Source organism: Pseudochryseolinea flava (assembly GCF_003286915.1).
Lineage (GTDB): Bacteria > Bacteroidota > Bacteroidia > Cytophagales > Cyclobacteriaceae > Ohtaekwangia > Ohtaekwangia flava.
Map to the genome: position 1 here is coordinate 590,191 of NZ_QMFY01000001.1, position 19,950 is coordinate 610,140.

The 19,950-nt window shown below is 43.5% G+C and carries 18 protein-coding genes; 13 read left to right on the forward strand and 5 right to left on the reverse strand.

The window, feature by feature from the left end; all coding sequences use genetic code 11:
* Positions 1 to 85 precede the first annotated feature (85 nt).
* On the forward strand, positions 86 to 910 hold the full coding sequence (locus DQQ10_RS02695; protein WP_245970241.1) for a toxin-antitoxin system YwqK family antitoxin: 825 nt from the start codon (positions 86 to 88) through the stop codon (positions 908 to 910).
* 8 nt (positions 911 to 918) lie between these two features.
* Here DQQ10_RS02695 and DQQ10_RS02700 read toward each other — a convergent pair whose 3' ends face one another.
* Together DQQ10_RS02700 and DQQ10_RS02705 are read right to left on the reverse strand one after the other, a co-directional pair.
* Positions 919 to 2,439 (reverse strand): outer membrane protein assembly factor BamB family protein, encoded by a 1,521-nt coding sequence (locus tag DQQ10_RS02700; RefSeq protein WP_112745240.1) that lies wholly within the window; start codon positions 2,437 to 2,439, stop codon positions 919 to 921.
* A gap of 124 nt (positions 2,440 to 2,563) precedes the next feature.
* Positions 2,564 to 2,920 (reverse strand): YraN family protein, encoded by a 357-nt coding sequence (locus tag DQQ10_RS02705; protein WP_112745241.1) that lies wholly within the window; start codon positions 2,918 to 2,920, stop codon positions 2,564 to 2,566.
* A gap of 41 nt (positions 2,921 to 2,961) precedes the next feature.
* Here DQQ10_RS02705 and DQQ10_RS02710 point away from each other — a divergent pair, with 41 nt between their 5' ends.
* The 4 genes from DQQ10_RS02710 to DQQ10_RS02725 all read left to right on the forward strand — a co-directional run bounded on the left by DQQ10_RS02710 (position 2,962) and on the right by DQQ10_RS02725 (position 6,023).
* A complete protein-coding gene (locus DQQ10_RS02710) occupies positions 2,962 to 3,969 on the forward strand; it encodes a bifunctional phosphoglucose/phosphomannose isomerase (protein ID WP_112745242.1) in 1,008 nt (335 codons plus the stop codon).
* Positions 3,970 to 4,033: 64 nt separating this feature from the next.
* Positions 4,034 to 4,753: a lipoyl(octanoyl) transferase LipB gene (gene lipB, locus DQQ10_RS02715; protein WP_112745243.1), complete on the forward strand. Its 720-nt coding sequence runs from the start codon at positions 4,034 to 4,036 to the stop codon at positions 4,751 to 4,753.
* On the forward strand, positions 4,750 to 5,154 hold the full coding sequence (locus DQQ10_RS02720; RefSeq protein ID WP_112745244.1) for a hypothetical protein: 405 nt from the start codon (positions 4,750 to 4,752) through the stop codon (positions 5,152 to 5,154). Before lipB ends, DQQ10_RS02720 begins: the two co-directional genes overlap by 4 nt.
* Positions 5,155 to 5,306: 152 nt before the next feature.
* On the forward strand, positions 5,307 to 6,023 hold the full coding sequence (locus tag DQQ10_RS02725) for a 3'-5' exonuclease (RefSeq protein ID WP_112745245.1): 717 nt from the start codon (positions 5,307 to 5,309) through the stop codon (positions 6,021 to 6,023).
* Here DQQ10_RS02725 and DQQ10_RS02730 read toward each other — a convergent pair.
* Positions 6,018 to 6,707, reverse strand: a complete 690-nt coding sequence (locus tag DQQ10_RS02730; RefSeq protein WP_112745246.1) for a metallophosphoesterase — start codon at positions 6,705 to 6,707, stop codon at positions 6,018 to 6,020. The genes DQQ10_RS02725 and DQQ10_RS02730 overlap by 6 nt on opposite strands.
* 94 nt (positions 6,708 to 6,801) lie before the next feature.
* On the opposite strand from DQQ10_RS02730, the gene DQQ10_RS02735 reads away from it, so the two are divergent.
* The 3 genes from DQQ10_RS02735 to DQQ10_RS02745 all read left to right on the forward strand — a co-directional run bounded on the left by DQQ10_RS02735 (position 6,802) and on the right by DQQ10_RS02745 (position 12,481).
* A complete protein-coding gene (locus tag DQQ10_RS02735) occupies positions 6,802 to 7,788 on the forward strand; it encodes an AAA family ATPase (RefSeq protein WP_112745247.1) in 987 nt (328 codons plus the stop codon).
* 329 nt (positions 7,789 to 8,117) lie between these two features.
* On the forward strand, positions 8,118 to 9,377 hold the full coding sequence (locus tag DQQ10_RS02740; RefSeq protein ID WP_112745248.1) for a hypothetical protein: 1,260 nt from the start codon (positions 8,118 to 8,120) through the stop codon (positions 9,375 to 9,377).
* A gap of 296 nt (positions 9,378 to 9,673) precedes the next feature.
* Positions 9,674 to 12,481 (forward strand): TonB-dependent receptor domain-containing protein, encoded by a 2,808-nt coding sequence (locus DQQ10_RS02745; protein ID WP_112745249.1) that lies wholly within the window; start codon positions 9,674 to 9,676, stop codon positions 12,479 to 12,481.
* Positions 12,482 to 12,582: 101 nt separating this feature from the next.
* On the opposite strand, the gene DQQ10_RS02750 is transcribed toward DQQ10_RS02745, so the two are convergent.
* Positions 12,583 to 13,281, reverse strand: coding sequence for a hypothetical protein (locus DQQ10_RS02750; RefSeq protein WP_133259510.1), 699 nt, complete (start codon positions 13,279 to 13,281; stop codon positions 12,583 to 12,585).
* Between the two features lie 60 nt (positions 13,282 to 13,341).
* On the opposite strand from DQQ10_RS02750, the gene DQQ10_RS02755 reads away from it, so the two are divergent.
* From DQQ10_RS02755 to DQQ10_RS02770, 4 genes are all read left to right on the forward strand, one after another.
* Positions 13,342 to 14,256 (forward strand): TIGR01777 family oxidoreductase, encoded by a 915-nt coding sequence (locus tag DQQ10_RS02755; protein ID WP_112745251.1) that lies wholly within the window; start codon positions 13,342 to 13,344, stop codon positions 14,254 to 14,256.
* 93 nt (positions 14,257 to 14,349) lie between these two features.
* The gene (locus DQQ10_RS02760; RefSeq protein WP_112745252.1) at positions 14,350 to 15,102 is read left to right on the forward strand and encodes an LOG family protein; all 753 of its coding nucleotides are present in this window, start codon (positions 14,350 to 14,352) and stop codon (positions 15,100 to 15,102) included.
* A gap of 57 nt (positions 15,103 to 15,159) precedes the next feature.
* On the forward strand, positions 15,160 to 16,176 hold the full coding sequence (locus tag DQQ10_RS02765; protein WP_245970242.1) for a lytic transglycosylase domain-containing protein: 1,017 nt from the start codon (positions 15,160 to 15,162) through the stop codon (positions 16,174 to 16,176).
* A 49-nt stretch (positions 16,177 to 16,225) separates the two neighbouring features.
* Positions 16,226 to 16,999 (forward strand): creatininase family protein, encoded by a 774-nt coding sequence (locus DQQ10_RS02770; protein WP_112745253.1) that lies wholly within the window; start codon positions 16,226 to 16,228, stop codon positions 16,997 to 16,999.
* Between the two features lie 10 nt (positions 17,000 to 17,009).
* Here the strand turns inward: DQQ10_RS02770 and DQQ10_RS02775 are convergent, their stop codons facing one another.
* A complete protein-coding gene (locus DQQ10_RS02775) occupies positions 17,010 to 17,783 on the reverse strand; it encodes a segregation and condensation protein A (RefSeq protein ID WP_112745254.1) in 774 nt (257 codons plus the stop codon).
* A 238-nt stretch (positions 17,784 to 18,021) separates the two neighbouring features.
* Between DQQ10_RS02775 and dxs the strand changes: the two genes are divergently transcribed.
* Positions 18,022 to 19,950, forward strand: a complete 1,929-nt coding sequence (gene dxs, locus DQQ10_RS02780; protein WP_112745255.1) for a 1-deoxy-D-xylulose-5-phosphate synthase — start codon at positions 18,022 to 18,024, stop codon at positions 19,948 to 19,950.

Below are 19,950 nucleotides of genomic sequence, written 5' to 3' on the forward strand. Positions count from 1 at the left end.
AGGGGGCGATAAGCTCCCTTTTTTTTGTGGCCTCACGCCGAATACTTTTTTTTACTTACTTTCGTTTTGCTATTATTTACCGACCATGCGCCGCATTGCCTTAACACTTGGTATTACGTTGATCTCATGCATTTGTGCTGTTGCTCAGGAGCAGCAAGATCAGCAATTTACGATCGATACCCCAGCAAGTCTCGATTTCCAAAAGGAGGAAACACCGGACAACAATACGGGTAAGAAAAAGAAAGTAAAAAAACGCGTCTACTACGGCATTAAAACGAAGAAAGGATTTACGCGAAAAGGTTTTGGCGATAAGGTGACATACGAATTATTCTATTATCTAAAAAAATCAGAAAAGCCTTCGACATTCGTTCGCGATATCTATTGGTATGATTTCAGACAAAAGTCAATTCGTAAAACAACTTCCGCATCGTTCGATCCCAAAAATGGTGTACTCCTTCATGGACCTTATGAAAAACGCCAAGGCGAAGTTGTTTTAAAAAAGGGCATCTATTACAAAGGAACATTGCATGGACGCTGGTTAACCTACAACCGCGACAGCACGCTTACCGATAAGGAGAAGTATTATAGAGGTTGGCCGAAAGAATCGTTGGTTTCTTACTACGATCCACTGGAGCGAAAACGCATGAAAGAAATGACGCCCGTTGAGTTCGGTGAGAAAGAGGGATTTTATTATCTCTTTCATGACAATGGGACGCTTGCTGTGCAAGGTGAATATCATTGGGATTGTAAGGTTGGCGATTGGACAGAATATTATCCTACTGGAAAACGAAAGCGCATTCTTGCTTATCCTAAAGAGCCGTTCGATAAAGAGGTGACTCCTTATATCAAAATTGAATGGAACGATAAGGGAAAAGAAATCTATCGCAACACAAAAATGGCTGGCAGGTAACGCAGTGGCTATTGGCCAGCGTGATGGATTGGTTTCTTTTCAAAAACGCCTGTTCGATCATTACCCATGTAGGCACCCCAAGTTGGCACGGTGAATGACACGTTGGATGAAAGCCTGATCACTTGCATGCCTCTGAATTTATCGACTTCAAAATTATTACGCTGTATGGCGTAAACTACATCTAACTTTCCATCACTGTCGAGGTCACCGATCCAGGGTGTTGTCGAAACATTCTTAGCAGCTTGAGGTTTCGTGATGGTGATCGTCTTTCTATTATGAACATCAAAACAACGTAGCGAGATTTGATCTGAGTCGAGAATGGTTCCTGCCGCAAAGCCGGGGGGATTACATTCGAAGTCATTGACGGTAGTGAACACCTCATCAAAACCATCGTTGTTCACATCGTAGGAGACACCAGACGCATAGCCAAAACATCCGAGAGAATCAGCATACAGTACGCTCCCATCTTTTCCATCAAGCGCTAGCTGAATTGACCCTTTGTTGTCTGGCCACGCGCCTTTGCTAAACGTTGAGAAGAAGTCAGGGATATCGTCATCGTTAAAATAACCAGGCGTAACCGAACAATAAGATTCAGTCGTTCCAACTTGTCGCTCCCAAATGATTGCGTTACGTTTCCCATCGATCGCCATCATTTTTCCTGAGAAAGAATTGATTACTATATCTTTTACCTGATCACCATTGATGTCGACCAACGTGGGAGGACCAATAAAACCTTTCTCGATTACCGTCGCCAATTTGCGCGCGGAAGAAATATTGCCAGCCATCAATGAATCCAACGATACTCTAAAAAGATTGCCACCAAGTGTTTCACCTCCGGTACCGATAATGACGGAGAGTTTTCCGTCTGAGTCAAAGTCGTGCACCACGGGTGACATATAGGTTTCCTTTCCATCAGGAATTGTGTCAACGGCTAGCAACTTTCCGGTCCTGCTAGCGAACACAGCGAGTACACCAGGATACCTGTCCTTTTCAGCGTTCGGCCTTGCTTTAGCATTGCCACCATTAGAAACAAGTACATCTTGCAATTGATCGCCGTCTTGATCGGGAATGAATTGTGCATTGTAAAAATTGTATTGCAAGCAACACGCTTGAACGGGTGTTTCAGTTGAAGCCTTGAATTCCCAAACGGTATTGCCATCGATACCGTTTAGGCATTTGAGTGTTTGTCCTCTTCCACCAATAAATACTTCTGGTACGCCATCACCCGTAACATCAAGAAAGTTTGCGGAACCCACTACTTGATCAGATGATGGAACTTGCCAAAGTATTTTTCCCGTGGCGCCATCGAATGCAAGTATCCCGGTAGGACACGCTTCAAACTCTTTTAAGCCACTGCCCAATACGATATCAAGTATTCCATCTCGGTTAAGGTCTACACACTGCGGAGACGAATTTGTTCCAAGTGTCTCAGAGGTGTATATCCATTTGGTTTCAAATTTAGGCTTCGTGTTACACGCCCATGCCAGGAGAGATAGTAGTACGAGCTTCAGTAGTATATAACGGGTCATGCCAGGTCGACTACAGTAGTCGGCGAACGAAAAACATTGGTTATTACATTTCACGACGCAATCATAGTGAACGGAACTGAGTCGTACAATTTTTTAAGACAGATCGCAAAGTTATGCTGCGCATTCAATTAATGGCATCTTCGAAATGGCTGATTTCCGGTGCCGATTCATCTGCGAGCATGACAGACACAACATCGAAGCGAACATGGCCGCACCAATCTGTAGAAAAGATGTAGTGTTCGGCAGCGTCGTAAATTCTTTTTGCTTGGGTAAGCGAAACAAATTCCTCTGGTTGGCCATAGCTCACGGAAGTACGTGTTTTCACCTCTACAAATATTAACCAGTCCTGTCGCGTCACAATGAGGTCTATTTCTGCGCGGCCGTAACGAAAATTCCTTGCTACTACGTGGAAGCCCTTTTTCTTAAGGAATTCTGCAGCCAGCGCTTCACCTTTGGCGCCTGTTTTAATTTTATCGCTCACAATTAAATAATACCTTTGAAGTTGATTAGCACATACTCATTATGTCGGCAACAAAGAAATACATCGAAACTTTTACCAAGCAGCTTTCGGATGCACTGAAAATTGGTCAGGCATTAGACCTCGACAGACCTGGAAGTGATATCCGTAACATTGTAATCGCAGGGATGGGTAGCTCAGGTATCGCTGCAAACCTTGTTGAATCACTAACATTCGGCAGAATTCCAATACCTGTAACGGTTTGCAAGAGCTATAACATTCCCCAGTTTGTTAGTCCACACACACTATTTATTGCCAGCTCCTTTACGGGAAACACAGAAGAAACTGTGGCTGCCTTAAACAAAGCGTTGCTGAAACGTGCACATGTTATCGCGATTGCTTCCGGTGGAAAGTTGCTCGACATCTGCAAAGAGTATAATCTGTTCTACATACAACTTCCGCATGCATCTGAAAGCCCGCGTGCAATGCTTCCCTACATTATGACGGCCTTGATGTATGCACTTTATCATACCAATTTGATCGGCGCTGCTTTCATTAAGGAAACAGAAAACGCAATTGAATTTCTTAACCGCGGAGAAAAAGGAATTCAATCGGAAGCTGAATTGATAGCTAAAAAATTAAAAGGAAAACTTCCCATCATTTATTGCGACAACCGAATTCAGGCTATGGCGTTGCGCTTTCAGCAACAGCTCAACGAGAACGCCAAGCAAATGGCACATGTGAATACATTCCCGGAAATGAATCACAACGAACTCGCTGGGTGGAGATTTCCTGAACAACTCATGCCTATGCTTCAACCGATCTACCTGTATTCTGATCACGATCATGAGCGTGTAGAAAAAAGGATGGAACTTTGTCGCGACATCTTCGAGAAAAAATCCAACCCGATCATCGATATCATCGGTGAAGGCGCTTCGCTATTAGAACAATACTACTACCTCATCCACCTCACCGATTGGATCTCATGCTATCTTGCAAAAGAGAATGGCGTCGAACCAGATCCGGTGGACTCAATTGATAATCTGAAATCAGAGCTAGACAAATTAAGATAGAACTTGTTTCATTTCCGAAGTGTTTGCTATAGGAAAACCAGAAGATTTGAACAGGAAAATGCTAATGACAGATCTTGCGTTGAATAAAAAAACGACTTACGAAAACCTGGGGCTTATCGACTACAAGAAAGCTTGGGACTATCAGACGTCGCTCTTTGAGAAAATCTTAGCGATCAAATCAGCGAACCGCGACCTGCCTGTCGATCAACATCAGCAAACGGAAAACTATCTCCTCTTTTGTCAGCATCCACATGTTTACACGCTCGGAAAGAGTGGCAAAGAACAAAATCTTCTCGTGAAGGTTGATGATCTACACGCCATCGATGCTACCTATTATCACATTAATCGTGGCGGCGATATCACGTATCACGGACCGGGTCAACTGGTTGTTTATCCAGTGATTGACATGGAAAACTTCTTCACCGACATTCACAAATACATGCGGTTGCTTGAAGAAGCCGTGATTCAAACCTGCAGCCGATACAACATCAGCGCAGGTCGCATTAAAGGACTTACTGGCGTGTGGGTAGATTTTGAAAATGAAAAAACTGCACGAAAGATTTGTGCCATGGGTGTGAAGACGAGCCGTTGGGTGACTATGCATGGATTGGCATTGAATGTGAATACCAATCTCGAATACTTCAAAACAATTGTTCCTTGTGGTATTGAAGACAAAGCCGTAACATCAATCGGACAAGAAGTCGGTCATGCTATAGATTTTGCAGAAGTGGAAAACGAACTGAAGAAAAATATTGTACACTGTTTTGGAATGGAGCTGCTATGATTAAAGATATCACGATACCGGAAGTAAAAAACGTTACACTCGCAGTGGTGCGTATAAAAAATATTGGTGAGCAAGATGAATGGAAAGTTTATCTTATCAACAGCAACGATCACGCGATCGAAAATACACTTGTATCGAGCAAAGGCTATGGAGAGAAGGAAGGAGAACAACAAAAAACTTCAATCCTTCGTCATTATCTCGCTACCATCGATGCACACGCTGCTGTGTTGATTGAGCCTATCGACCCGGCATTGTTCCACCTCAACAACGAATACTGGGTGAGCTATTACATCGGCACTCAAATCTTCGACAAACGTTTTGTATTTGTACCGGATACAATCGACGAAAAGAATCTGACCTTTATCAAAGAATTGGAGATGGAGGGCGTTTTACATTCTTAGTCGTTTGTTAATCGGATGTTTAAGACGTATTGCTGCATGACGAAAATAGATTCACATCTTGTTGAACACCCGAACACTTTAAAAAAATTTACCTGACAATCTTCATCTCGCTATAGGATTATTCTCACATACTCCCCAATTTTCCACGCAGTATGCTATCCGAATTACGCGACATCGTTTTCCTTGATATCGAAACGGTCGCCAATACCTACGACTATCAAAACTTAAATGAGAGGCTTAAAACGCAATGGTCTCGCAAGGCAAACTTCTTCCGGAAGAACGAGCTTCAGACAGATGAAGACATCTATCATGAACGCGCTGGTATTTACGCTGAGTTCGGAAAAATAATCTGCATCGTCGTTGGTAAATATTTCATGAACGAACAAGGACAATTCGTGCTGAAGACCAAAGCATACTATGGCGACGATGAGAAAGCGCTGTTGCTTGATTTCAACAATATGCTTGAGAAGTTAGATCCGCGTTCAACGAAACTTTGTGCCCACAACGGAAAAGAGTTCGACTTCCCGTATTTGTGTCGCCGCATGCTGATCAACTGTGTTCCTCTTCCTTTTCTTTTAAACCTATCGGGAAAAAAATCTTGGGAGATACCTCATCTTGATACGATGGAGATGTGGAAATTCGGAGACTATAAACATTTCACGTCACTCGATCTGCTCGCAGCCATCTTTGATGTACCCTCCAGCAAAACAGATATGGAAGGGAGTCGCGTGAACCATGCTTACCATGTAGATAAAGAACTAGAAAAGATAAAGGAGTATTGCGTACGAGATGTGTTAGTTCTCGCCCAACTTTATCTCAAGTTGAAATGCATTTCTCTTCCGAATGAATTTATAGCGCAGCAATCATGAAAAACGTTGTCGCCCTTTTACACCTGGATAGAGTATAGGAACTGTTCCGCTGGTGAATACTTCTTTTGTGTTGATGTCCATCATCGACAACGCGCCCGACCAACCTGCACCAGTATCCATCAACCAAATATCGCCGGAGTGCATAGGAATGTTTTGTGCGATAGGCGTATGCCCTAAATAAACTTCGTCATAAGACGTCAGCTTGAAGTCCACGCCTGCAGGAAATGAATCGATTGCCAACCGCGCGAGACGACGATCCCAAAGCAGCGTTTCCATCGACTGTTCCTGTATTGGAAATTTCGGATCAAAGCCCGCGTGCACAAATAACTTCCTGTCGAGTTCGAAGTAAAGTCTGGCATCGCTCAAAAATCGGATATGCCTTTCCGGTACTTTATCGGAATAAGAGTTGACCGTGGCCTCACCGCCTTGGTGAAACCATGCTGGATCCAAGATGCCGGAAGTCATCCACTCCAGCGTCCACCAGTCGTGGTTGCCGAGGATATAGACGAGGTTTTTGATCTTTAGCAGTTCTTCAATGCATTCGAAGGTTTGCGGCCAACCGTCACAAACATCGCCGAGGGCAATAAGCCGATCGTGCTCATAATCAAACCCAGCGCGATCTAAACACTTCCGCAGAGCTTTGTAGGCGCCATGAATGTCGCCCATGACATATGTTCTTCCCATCAACCTTTAAACTGATTATACATCCTTTTGCTAAAAAATTAGGCCGCGATCACAAGTTTTCGGTTATTTTTACCCTGTTTAAAACCGCTAGTTAATGGAACAAGTTGTCGCTGAAAAGCATCAGGAACACAAAGAAAAGGTAAAACAAGTTTATTCCGAAGTTGCAAAAGTTGTTGTTGGCCAGGAGTACATGGTCAACCGTTTGATGATCGGACTTTTCACGAACGGCCATATTTTACTGGAGGGCGTGCCTGGTCTGGCCAAAACGCTGACGGTAAGTACCCTTGCCCAAGTTTTACACCTTGATTTCCAACGCATTCAGTTTACACCTGATCTTCTTCCCGCTGATTTGATCGGTACCATGATCTACAATCAAAAGGAAGGAAAGTTCGATGTGAAGAAAGGCCCAATCTTCGCCAACATCATTCTGGCTGATGAGATTAACCGCTCGCCAGCAAAGGTGCAATCGGCGCTGCTCGAAGCCATGCAAGAAAAGCAGGTAACGATCGGCGAGAATACCTTCAAACTAGATCGCCCATTTTTGGTGATGGCCACGCAAAACCCGGTTGACCAGGAAGGAACGTATCCACTTCCAGAAGCACAAGTCGATCGCTTTATGATGAAAGTGTTTGTCGACTACCCTACTAAAGATCAAGAAATTGAAATCATGCGCCGCATCTCGAACATGCAGTTCGATTATAAGGTGAATACAGTACTTAGTAAAGAAGATATTTTTGCTATTCGCGATCAGATCAACCGAGTAAAAATTTCGGATTCGTTAGAGCGATACATTATTGAGCTAGTCTACGCAACACGCCGTCCTTTAGATTACAACTTGAAAGATCTTGCGCAATACATTCAATTCGGCGCATCGCCACGCGCGAGTATCAATTTGAACTTGGCAGCAAAAGCCGTGGCCTATATCGACGGCCGCGACTACGTTTTGCCTGAGGATATCAAAGATGTTGCTGTTGATGTAATGGGACACCGCATTATTTTAAATTACGAAGCGGAAGCCGACAACATCAAAACAAGTAGCGTCATCAAGTCAATTCTTTCAAAAGTTCCGATCAGCAAGTAGTCATAACACCCGAACATAATTACGCTTTGCTTCGCGTCGACTTCTCTCGCGTAGCAAAGCGTTCTTTTTACGTGTCACCGAGTTTCACTTGATGAAACTTCTACTTGACTGTTTGATTCCCTAAAATTTCAAATTAACAATTTCGTAACCACGAAAAGTGGCTCCTCTGTGTATTCAGCGCTATCCACAACTGCGCGCTGAAAGGTCAATAATATTGTGTTAAACTTAGGTTAATGCTCTTTACAATTTGGTAATGGCCACCTCGGATTGGTTTAACATTAGATCCCCACCTTTGATGCGGAATTAAGTAAAACTAAAACTTATTACACATGAAAAAATTCTTATCCCTGCTCGCCATTGCGGCCATGGTTTCGTCTTTTATGGCTTGTAGCGATGACGACGATGATGAAGATCCGGTAAAACCAGATGCAGAAGTTGTTGTTGTAAAAGGATCAATCAATGCTAACACGACTTGGACAAAAGACAAAATCTATGAATTGGATGGTCGTGTTATCGTTACCAATGGCATTAAGCTTACAATCGAAGCGGGTACTATTATTAAAGGACAAGAAGGAGAAGGCGCTGATGCGAGTGCACTTATGATTGCTCGTGGTGGTGTTATTAGTGCAGTAGGAACGGCGGAAGAACCGATCATTTTCACCAGTGTGCTTGACGATATTCAGCCTGGCCAAAAAGCTGGAACAACACTTGACGTTGACGATAAAGGAAAATGGGGTGGTCTTGTTATTTTAGGTAAAGCTCCGATCTCTGTAGCTGGTGCAACAGAAGCTCAGATCGAAGGTGTACCTGCAGGTGAAACACTCGGATTATACGGTGGCGATGCTGCCAATGACGATTCAGGAGATCTTCGTTATATCTCTATCCGTCATGGTGGTACGGTGTTAACGGGTGGTAGCGAAATCAACGGCCTTACATTGGGTGGTGTAGGAAATGGTACATCCATCAGCGATATCGAAATCTTCGGCAACGTAGATGATGGCGTTGAATTCTTCGGTGGTACTGTAAACGTATCGAACATTCTTGTGAGCTACCAAGGTGATGACGGAATCGACATCGATCAAGCATACGCTGGTACAATCAATGGATTCATGGTTATTCACGGTGGTGATACAGACGAAGCCCTTGAAATCGATGGCCCAGAAGGTGCTGCCAACGCTGACGGTAAGTTTACGTTGAAGAATGGAACAATCGTAGGTGACCCAACACAAGCTAACGACGCATCAAGCCTTGCTGATATCAAATCAAAAGCACAAGGTTCATTCGATAACATCGTGTTCAAAGGTTATCCTGCAAACAAGGCAATCAAAATTGCTGCGAGCTACAACGGTGAATGTGGCTCTTCTTCAAATGCATATTCTAAACTTGTGAATGAGGATTTAACTTTCAGCACAGTACAATTCACAGGCTACGTGGTGAATGTATACAATGCTACAGAAGGTTCTGCTTGCTCGACTACAACGGATACAGAGAACGCGCGCGAACTGGTTGTATCGGCAGCTGCTACTGGCGGCCCTGCAATTGCAACATGGAACTGGACAATCTCTCAAGTGAAATCACTTATTAAATAGAGCGTAGTACCTCCAACGGCGTATATACACGAAGCCTCGACGACTGTCGGGGCTTTTGTGTTTTACTGATGTAGCAACCTTAAATTTTGTATCGTAAACTGTTTACTTTAATTCAACTTGTCGTTGTATATAAGCACAGTATTAAAATTCGTTATCGACAACGGTTGCTTCAAAACATGCTGGCAATGTTATGGTAATGTTATCAAAACATACCGAATCTTAAACAGGACGTAATGTCTTAAAATCCAGACTGTGAGTTACATCGGGTAACTTTGCACGCAATTCAAAGTCATCCAATGAAAAAATTAATGTTTGTAACGGCGATGTTTGTGTTAAGCATTTCCGCTATGGCTCAAAAAGGTTTTGTTAGAGGAAAAGTTACCGATGGTGAAACTGGCGAAGCACTATATGGTGCTGCCGTGATTGAAAGAGGTACTAGCAACGGCGCTGTTTCAGATTTTGACGGGAATTTTTCCGTTCCATTAGATCCAGGCATGCACACCCTCGTGATTACGTTCGTATCCTATCAAACGCAAACTATAGAGAACGTCGAAGTAAAAGCAGGTGCTGTTACAACGTTAGACCTCGTGTTGAAAGCTGATGTATCGCAACTTGCAGAAGTTGTCGTAACAGGTCAGGCCATGGGTGATAGCGAAGCCGGTATTCTAACGCTTCAAAAAAAATCAGCAAACGTAGTCGATGGTGTATCCAATCAAACCTTCCGAAACACTGGCGATAGAGACCTTTCTTCCGCGATGGGCCGTGTAACGGGTGTATCTGTGCAAGGTGGAAAATTTGTTTATGTGCGAGGACTAGGTGACCGATACACGCGCACGACATTAAACGGAATGACCATACCTGGTCTCGATCCTGATAGAAATGATGTGCAGATAGACGTGTTCCCGACGTCAGTGCTGGAAAATGTAATTGTATATAAAACGTTCTCACCAAACCTACCTGGCGATTTTACCGGCGGTATGGTTGATGTGGAAACGAAAAACTTCCCGGAAGAAAAAGTCACTTCTTTTTCACTTGGTCTTCGCTACAATCCGGAAATGAATCTACAGAAAGATTTCCTAAGCTATCAAGGCGGAAATACCGACTGGTTAGGATTTGACGACGGCACGCGTAAGTTACCGTTCTCTGAAAATGCTAAAATTCCAGATGAGTCTCTTCGTCGCCCTGAACTTGAAACCATGACGAGAAGTCTTAATCCACAACTAGGTGTAGATCGCAAGAGAAGTTTTCTCAACACGGTGCTTACATTCAATCATGGAAATCAGATCAACAAACAAAATCACACCATCGGTTACAGTGCTATCTTTAATTACCAAAGCAGATATGAGCATTTTGACGATGTGGAATTCGGTGACTACACGAAAGATGATGATCGCAGCGACAAAAACCTATTCGCAGAAGAAATTAGAAAAGGACAACTATCGCGATACAGCGTATTGTGGAGTGCGTTATTATCAGGTTCGTTAAAGTTTGAAAACCACACCCTCACGGCAAGCATCTTCAGAACACAGAATGGTGTGTCTGAAGCTTCTGAACGCATCAGCACAAACTACGATAGAACGAACGCTGTGCTCTACGACAACATCCTTACTTATTCACAACGTTCGGTTACCAATGGGATTTTATCAGGAACACATCAACTTGGCAAGCTTCGTGCAAGTTGGAAAAACTCCTTCACACTTGCCCGTACATACGACCCTGATTTCCGCGTAACGTCGATCGAGATCACAGATGAAGTTGCTACGCTCAATCCGGGTGCTGGTGCCGGTATCGGAAGATTCTGGCGCGATCTCAATGAAATGAATGAGAACTTGAAAGTAGATTTTACGCTTCCCTATGGAAAAGCAAACAAATTCCAATTTGGTGCAGCGGGAGTTTATAAGGACAGAAAATTTGATGTGTACAATTATCGCATCGATGCGACTACCCGCACGGGCGTACCTGTTGATCCAAATTATTTTCTTCAACCAGAAAACATCTGGACACCAAGTGAAGAACAAGGTTCATTCCTCGATGGAAATCCACAAGAAGCGAATAACTACGAAGGAACATCAAGTGTATATGCGGGTTATGTTATGACAGAAATGGTATTCGGAAACCTAAAAGCAATTTACGGCGCGAGACTTGAAAAGGCGGATATGCACTACACAGGTGAAGATACACAAGGTAATACGTATGATAAGGAGCACACGTTAGACGAACTCAATATCTTGCCTTCTGTAAATCTCGTGTATTCATTGAGCGAAACAATGAATGTAAGAGGTTCATTCGGTCAAACTGTAGCGCGTCCTTCTTTCAAAGAGAAGTCTGCTGCACAAATTTACGACCCGATCACCAAACGTCTCTTCAATGGTAATCTGGCATTACAGCAAACAGAGATCAGCAATTACGACCTTCGCTTGGAGAATTTCTTCACGGGCGGTGCGGGCGATATGTTTGCTGTATCATTATTCTATAAAGCATTCAATGGACATATCGAGCTTGTGACCTACGATGTAGCACCTGGAGATGTTAAACCGAGAAATGCTGGTGACAGTAGAGTGTATGGAACGGAAGTTGAGTTCAAAAAGAGACTCGGCTTTATCGCACCATTCTTGTCTAATATTGGCTTCGGTACGAACGTCACGATCGCGCGATCTGAAGTTGATATCAAAGAACTAGCCATCAACGAGAGCGGCTTCACTGAATTCGAATCACGTCAGCTTAATGCACGCGTCGGTGAAACGATTGAGGATACGCGTCCAATGACCGGACAATCTCCTTATCTTATCAATGCTTACCTCAACTACTCAGATAAAAATGATTTGATGAATATCAACTTGTCGTATAACGTTCAAGGCGAGAGTTTGTCGATCGTTGGTGTTGGAGCTAACGCTGACGTCTACACGCAACCATTCCATAGTTTGAATTGCAACATCTACAGAAACTTCGGCGTGAATAAAAATCACCGATTTACCTTTGGTGTGAACAATATCTTGAAAGCTGAAAGAAAAGATTTCTATAAATCGTACGGTGGCGAAGAAGCAATCTATTCGATATTCCGCCCTGGAAGAACTTTCAGCTTAACCTACGGCATAACATTTTAAATAGAGCGCAAAAATGTTTTGAAGCCGACTTACTTCAATAAGTCGGCTTTTCTTTTTTTGAATCAACTGTGTAGTAATTTTTGACAGAGGCGTGCTAGTACTTAGTTTACTTTACGCTGCTTTTCACGATGCATCTCAACAATCTTTTTTACTTGCACACCAGCTTGTACAACCGAATCTTGGTCTTGTTTATTCTTTTCTATTTTTTTAAGTAGCGCTTCATGCTCCGCTTTGTTTGCTTCCAACGATTTTTCCAATTGCGCTTTTTCACGCTTGTTATCTTCTAGACGCGTCGCGAGTGATTTACTTTCGTTCGATAACTTTTGTTGCTGACGCTCAACGGCCTGATATGCACGTGAAGATTCATCTACCTGGACTTGGATTTTGCTCCTATAATATTGGACACCAAAATCATGCAGCACGTTCTCCAACTCCTTCTCGAGGGTAGTCACCTGCTCCTTGGTAAGTGTTGATCGATCGAAACCCAGCCATACTGACGTCGTTGCGTTACCTTTCTCTTGTGTTATACCGTAGAGTGACGAAATGTATTTTATCCCCATTACTGTAGGTTCCGACACAGTAATCACATCGTTCTGCTTAACTTTTCCATATCCTTTCAAATATTTTGAGAACGAATTCGTCACATCAGCTAAAGCACCGTCTAATGTCACGATATAACCTGCTACACTTTGATTCTTTACGCCAGCACTTTCTTTTTTTACTTTCACGGTTTGACTCGATCCTGCTACGCTAATAGAAATGGCAAGGGCAAGGACGATAACCTTTTTTGGGGACATCATGTTTACTAGTAAATTGTTATTTGTTCAAAACTAATTAAAAAAATTGTCGACGCGGAAATTATGGCAAATCCAAAAAATATTTTGATCACAGGAGCATCAGGACTCATTGGCTCACGATTAACGGATATGCTTTTAGAACGAGGCTACAACGTCAGTCATCTCGGAAGAAAAAAACAATCAGGAAAAATCAAATCGTTTGTTTGGAATGTTGATCGAAACATCATTGAGCCTGACGCTTTCGATGGCGTTGATGCAATCATCCACCTTGCAGGCGCGCCGGTAGCAGAAAAGCGTTGGACGAAATCACGCAAATTGGAGATCATCAATAGCAGAACCTTATCAACACGACTGTTGCATGATACCCTGCAAGCCCGAAAGCACAACGTTAAAACCGTGGTGTCGGCGTCAGCAATCGGATACTATGGATTCGATCGCGAAGAGCAATTCACCGAGACAAGCACGCCAGGCGTAGATTTCCTCGCGCAAGTTACGTACGCGTGGGAGCAGGAAGCTGATAAGATTGCAAAACTTGGTATACGCCTGGTAAAAGTTCGCGTGGGCATCGTGTTGAGTAGCAATGGTGGCGCCATCAAAGAGATGATGAAACCGATACAATACTTTGTTGGTTCACCACTTGGCAACGGCAATCAATATCAAAGCTGGATTCACATCGATGACATCTGTGGAATTTTTATCAAAGCCCTTGAAGACGAAACGATGAACGGTGCAGTGAACGGTGCCGCGCCCAATCCAGTCACCAACAGAGAACTTACAAAAGCCATTGCAGCAGCATTACACAGACCGCTCTTTCTTCCACCGGTACCATCGTTCGTGTTGAGATTAATACTTGGTGAAATGGCGAACATCGCGTTGAAGGGTAGTCGTGTTATTCCTGAGAAGGCAGTACAACACGGGTATCGTTTTCAGTTCGCTGATGTAAAAGATGCGGTTAACGACCTCCTTAAAAAAGGGTGATCATCATCGCTGTGCGCATCGTCATGATCTTTGTGGATTACATTTTTTAACAACATCCTTGTATATTCGTTCGCAACGTTTTAGGTTAAGAGCATGAAAGCAAAAAAGAAACGCGTAGAAGAGGATTTGATCAAGGAAGCTTTAGAAGAAGAGCATCGCATCCGAAAAGCATTTAAAGACAAAGACTGGGCAGAGATAAAGGGTGCCAACAGTTGGATGATATTCAAAGTAATGTCCGAATTTGTTGAAGGCCTCGAGAAACTTGCCAAGATCGGTCCATGTGTAACCATCTTCGGTTCTGCTCGCGTGAAACCGACCAATCCCTATTACAAGATGGCCGATGAAATTGCATTTCAATTGGTACAGCAAGGCTACGGTGTGATCACAGGGGGTGGCCCTGGTATTATGGAAGCCGGTAATCGCGGCGCAAATCGCGCAAAAGGTAAATCAGTAGGACTCAATATTTATTTGCCGCACGAACAGAAAGGGAACATTTACATCGATCCAGATAAACTCATCACATTCGACTACTTCTTCGTGAGAAAGGTAATGTTCATGAAGTACTCACAGGGATTCATTGTGATGCCCGGTGGATTTGGTACGCTCGACGAACTCACAGAAGCGCTCACATTAATTCAGACAAAGAAGATTGGTCGTTTCCCGATCGTACTGGTTGGAAAAAAATTCTGGCACGGGCTGCTTGATTGGTGGAAGAAAGTTTTGGTTGCGGAGAAAATGATACACGAAGAGGACCAAGAATTGTTCGATCTCGTCGACACTCCTGAAGAGGCTGTCAAAGTAATTGACGACTTTTACAGTAAATACTTGCTTTCGCCTAACTTTTAGATCGCAGGCATTTTTTTTGAAAGTTCTCTACGACAAACTTTTTTCATTGTCGACACCATGGAAGCTGAAAACAACATTCCAAAAAAATCGTCCGTTTGGTCAGGCTTGAAAGAATTAAGCGTTGCCAATTTCCTTTCGATTTGCACGCTCATTATTCTCTTCGGTTACATCGGCTACAACGGTGTCACTAAGCGCCAGAGGGCTGCCGACATGATTTCCGACGAAGGTGTAATCGACAATGAGCCTGTAGTGCTTGACGAAGGATTGACACAAGAAGGAATACATCCTCTTCCTGCCATCTCATTTGAGATTCCAAAAGAAGTAACCTTCGCGGGTGAAGCGGTTCCACTCAACATTCCAGATGTTCACGAACGTCTTGATAAAGAACTCCAGATCAATTGTTACCTCCACAGCAACACAATCTTTTTGATGAAGCGTGCTAATCGTTGGCTTCCCCAAATGGAAAAGATACTCCACGAGTACGGCATTCCTGAAGACTTCAAGTACCTTCCGCTAATAGAGAGTAATTTAATGAATGTAATCTCCCATCGAGATGCAGTGGGTTACTGGCAAATCTTAAAGACATCAGGGAAAGAATTGGGCCTTGAAATTACCGATGAAGTTGACGAACGCTACGATCCGCTGAAAGCAACCGTTGCTGCATGCAAATACTTGAAACGCGCTTATTCAAAATTTGGAAACTGGACTATGGTCGCTGCCTCCTACAACAGAGGCATGGGTGGTATGGATCGCGCACTCGACGACCAACAAGTCGATTCTTATTATGATCTTTATCTCAACGACGAAACATCGCGTTATGTATTTAGAATCATCGCGATCAAAGAAATTGTTGAAAATCCGAAGCGGTATGGTTTTAAAGTAAATCCCCAACACCTCTACCCACAAGAATCGTTAAAGTTCGTGGAAGTCGATGAAACGATTAAGGACCTTGTCGTTTTCGCTAAGGGGCAAGGCATAAACTATAAGCTTTTGAAAAGACACAATCCATGGCTGCGTGAAGATCGGCTTACCATTAAAAAAGGAAAAGTCTATCGGATTGCCATTCCAGCATAACGTAGTCCCTACACGCCCCGGATTTCAACCCAATCATGTCTATATTATTATGAGTACCTCGTCGCGTCCTTACATTCTTGCCGAAAGTCATTGGCCCGAAGTGAAGTCAACATCCCATACATTAGCCATCTTACCATGGGGTGCATGTGAGGCGCACAACTACCATCTCCCTTACAATACAGATATTATTGAGGCAGAACATATTGCTGCGGAAGCCGCGCGCATTGCGTGGGAAAAGGGCGCGAAGTTGACGGTCCTTCCTGTTATTCCATTCGGCGTAAACACCGGGCAATTCGATATTAAGCTCGACATAAACATAAACCCAAGTACACAATTGTCGATTCTAGGAGATATAGTGGATGTTTTGAATCGACAGGGAATTTTCAAACTCGTCATTTTAAATAGTCATGGTGGCAATGACTTCAAGACGATGATCCGTGAATTGGGTTATCGGTACCCGAAAATGTTCATCGCATCAACCAATTGGTACCAGGCCGTCGATCAAAAAGAGTTCTTCGAAAACAAGGATGACCATGCTGGGGAAATGGAAACAAGCGTGATGATGCACTTGCGTGAAGACCTTGTAAAGCCGCTCACTGAGGCTGGCGATGGAAACGCTAAACGATTTAAATTCAAGGCGATACAAGAAGGTTGGGCGTGGTCAGAACGAAAATGGTCGCAAGTAACAAAAGACACAGGCGTGGGTGATCCACGACGTGCTTCAGCAGAAAAAGGCGCACGTTACTTTAAAGCCGTCACAGAAAAAGTCGGTGAATTCTTTTTTGACGTTGCCACTACTGATCCCAAAGATTTTTACGTGTGAAGGCGATGAATTAAAGCACCGTATCAGTTGACTCTGGTAAATTTTCGCCCTTTGTGATCCAAAAATTGTTAAATCCTTCACCAATTTGGATAGATAAGATTTGTTGCGCGAGCATTTCAAGCACCGCGAGAAAATTGAAAATCAAACCGATCCGTGATGGGAATGCTTCTAACAACTCGGTGAAAGAAAGCTTTTGTTTCCGCTTCACTTCATCTACCACGTACTTCTTTTGACCTTCGATCGTGTAAGGGTATTGAATCACCTGATGGACAGGCTTATTTTTTTCTGCCTCGAATCGCTTGAGAACTTTTTCAAACACCGTCATAAGCTTGAAGATGGTCACATCTTGAAGTTCAGCCTCCACATTTGTGCTTTCCGCAAGTGACTTCAATTCTTTGGTAAGATTTCCACGCTTTTCCTTCATTAGCTCGGTGTCTTCCATGTGATGGAACGTATCGACAACCGACTTATATTTCTTATATTCAAGAAGGTGCTTCACCAGTTCCTCACGAGGATCGATCTCGTTTCCAGCCTCATCAATTTGTGGTCTAGGTAAGAGCATTTTCGATTTGATGCGCATAAGCGTAGAGGCAACCAAAATAAATTCGCTAGCCACTTCTATGTTAAGCGTTTCGAGGTGCTTGATATAATCCAAAAAGTCGTTAGTGATTTTTGAGATGGGAATATCGTAGATGTCCAACTCATCGCGTTCGATGAAAAACAATAGTAGGTCGAAAGGACCTTCAAAAAGCGGCAGTTTTACTTCGAAATTCTCCTGTGTCATAAGCGCAAATCGAGTGGCAAATTTATCAAAAAGGTTAGGTTAAAGGTTACTTCTTGAAAGTTAATCCGATAAGTACCGCGGATGTCAGAAAATCGCCGAATACTACGTAATTTTGGAACCGAACCTTTCGATTTACCGTATTGCGGGCTGCAGGCGTAAAAAATTGCAGTTTAGGAATGCGTAAGCAAAACACTTAGCTTCCATTTTCTGTTAAAGGATTCACTATAAAACCAGATTCATGCTGATCACCCCTGGAAAACTCCTGGCAAACATCAATTCCCCTGACGATCTCAAGAAATTAGACCAGGCTCAGCTTGTTCAGCTTTGCGAAGAACTTAGACATTTCATTATCGACAACGTATCCGTTTACGGCGGCCATTTCGGCGCAAGCCTTGGCGTTGTCGAGCTTACTGTTGCCTTGCATTATGTCTTCAATACACCATCTGACCAACTGGTGTGGGATGTGGGCCACCAAGCATATGGTCATAAGATATTGACAGGTCGTCGCGATCAGTTTCATACAAATCGCGTCTACAATGGCATTTCAGGTTTTCCGAAGCGGAAAGAGAGTGACTACGACGCTTTCGGTGTCGGACACTCATCGACGTCAGTGTCAGCGGCCCTGGGAATGGCCGTTGCATCAAAATATAAGAACGAAGAAAATAAGCAACATATCGCAGTCATCGGTGATGGTGCGCTAACTGGTGGAATTGCTTTCGAAGGACTTAACCACGCGGGCGTTTCTGATTCTAATGTGCTGATCATCCTTAACGACAACTGCATGTCGATTGATCCAAATGTCGGCGCACTGAAAGATTACTTAACTGATATTACCACTTCTCGCACATACAACAAACTCAAGGACGACGTCTGGAATCTTCTTGGGAAATTATCAAGTTTCGGTAAGAGTGCGCAAGAGATCGTGTCGAAAGTTGAGAATGGGATTAAGTCTACCTTACTAAGTCAAAGCAATCTTTTCGAATCTCTAAACCTGAGATACTTCGGTCCAGTTGATGGACATGACGTTAATCATTTGGTTAACATTTTTAATGATCTCAAGAATATCAAAGGTCCAAAAATCCTACACTGTGTAACGGTAAAAGGAAAAGGTTACGGCCCTGCGGAAAAGGGGAATGCAACAACATGGCACGCCCCCGGTACTTTTGATAAGATCACGGGCGAGATATTTAAAAAGGTTCACGAAAAACCACAGCCGCCTAAATACCAAGATGTATTTGGCCATACGCTAGTTGAGCTCGCAAGGAAAAACGATAAGATCGTAGGTATTACACCAGCAATGCCCTCAGGTTCATCCATGAACATCATGATGAAAGAAATGCCAGATCGCGCATTTGATGTAGGTATCGCGGAACAACATGCCGTAACTTTTTCTGCAGGGTTGGCAACACAAGGCTTGATTCCATTCTGCAATATTTATAGCTCGTTTATGCAGCGTGCTTACGATCAAGTGGTTCATGACGTTTGTATCCAAAACCTCCCGGTGAATTTTTGTCTTGATCGTGCTGGCTTCGCTGGTGCAGACGGACCAACACATCACGGCGCGTATGATATTGCTTTCTTCCGATGTATACCGAACATCGTGATCGCTTCACCGATGGATGAATCTGAGCTAAGAAATCTGATGTATACGGCCCAGTTGCCAAGAACTGAATTAGCCTTTTCGATCCGATATCCACGAGGACAAGGTGTGATGGCGCAATGGCAAACACCCATGGAGGCCATTACTATTGGAACCGGTAGAAAAATTAGAGATGGTGAAGAGCTTGCCATCTTAACGATTGGACATATCGGCAACTATGCTGTTACGGCGTGTGAGGCGCTTGCAGAAAGGGGCGTCGACGTTGCGCATTATGATATGCGTTTCGTGAAACCACTCGATGAAGAAATGCTCCACGAAATTTTCAGCAGATTTAAGAAAGTTGTTACGATAGAAGACGGCTGTATTCAAGGTGGATTTGGAACTGCAATTCTTGAATTTATGGCAGACCATAATTATCAAGCAGAAATAAAACGACTCGGTATTCCTGACCGAATTGTTGAGCATGGTGAGCAAATTGAACTGCACCGTGAATGTGGATTCGATCCGGATGGAATCGTGCGCACCGTTGCTGAAATGTTAGAGCGCGTTCCTTCCCAATCCCGCTAA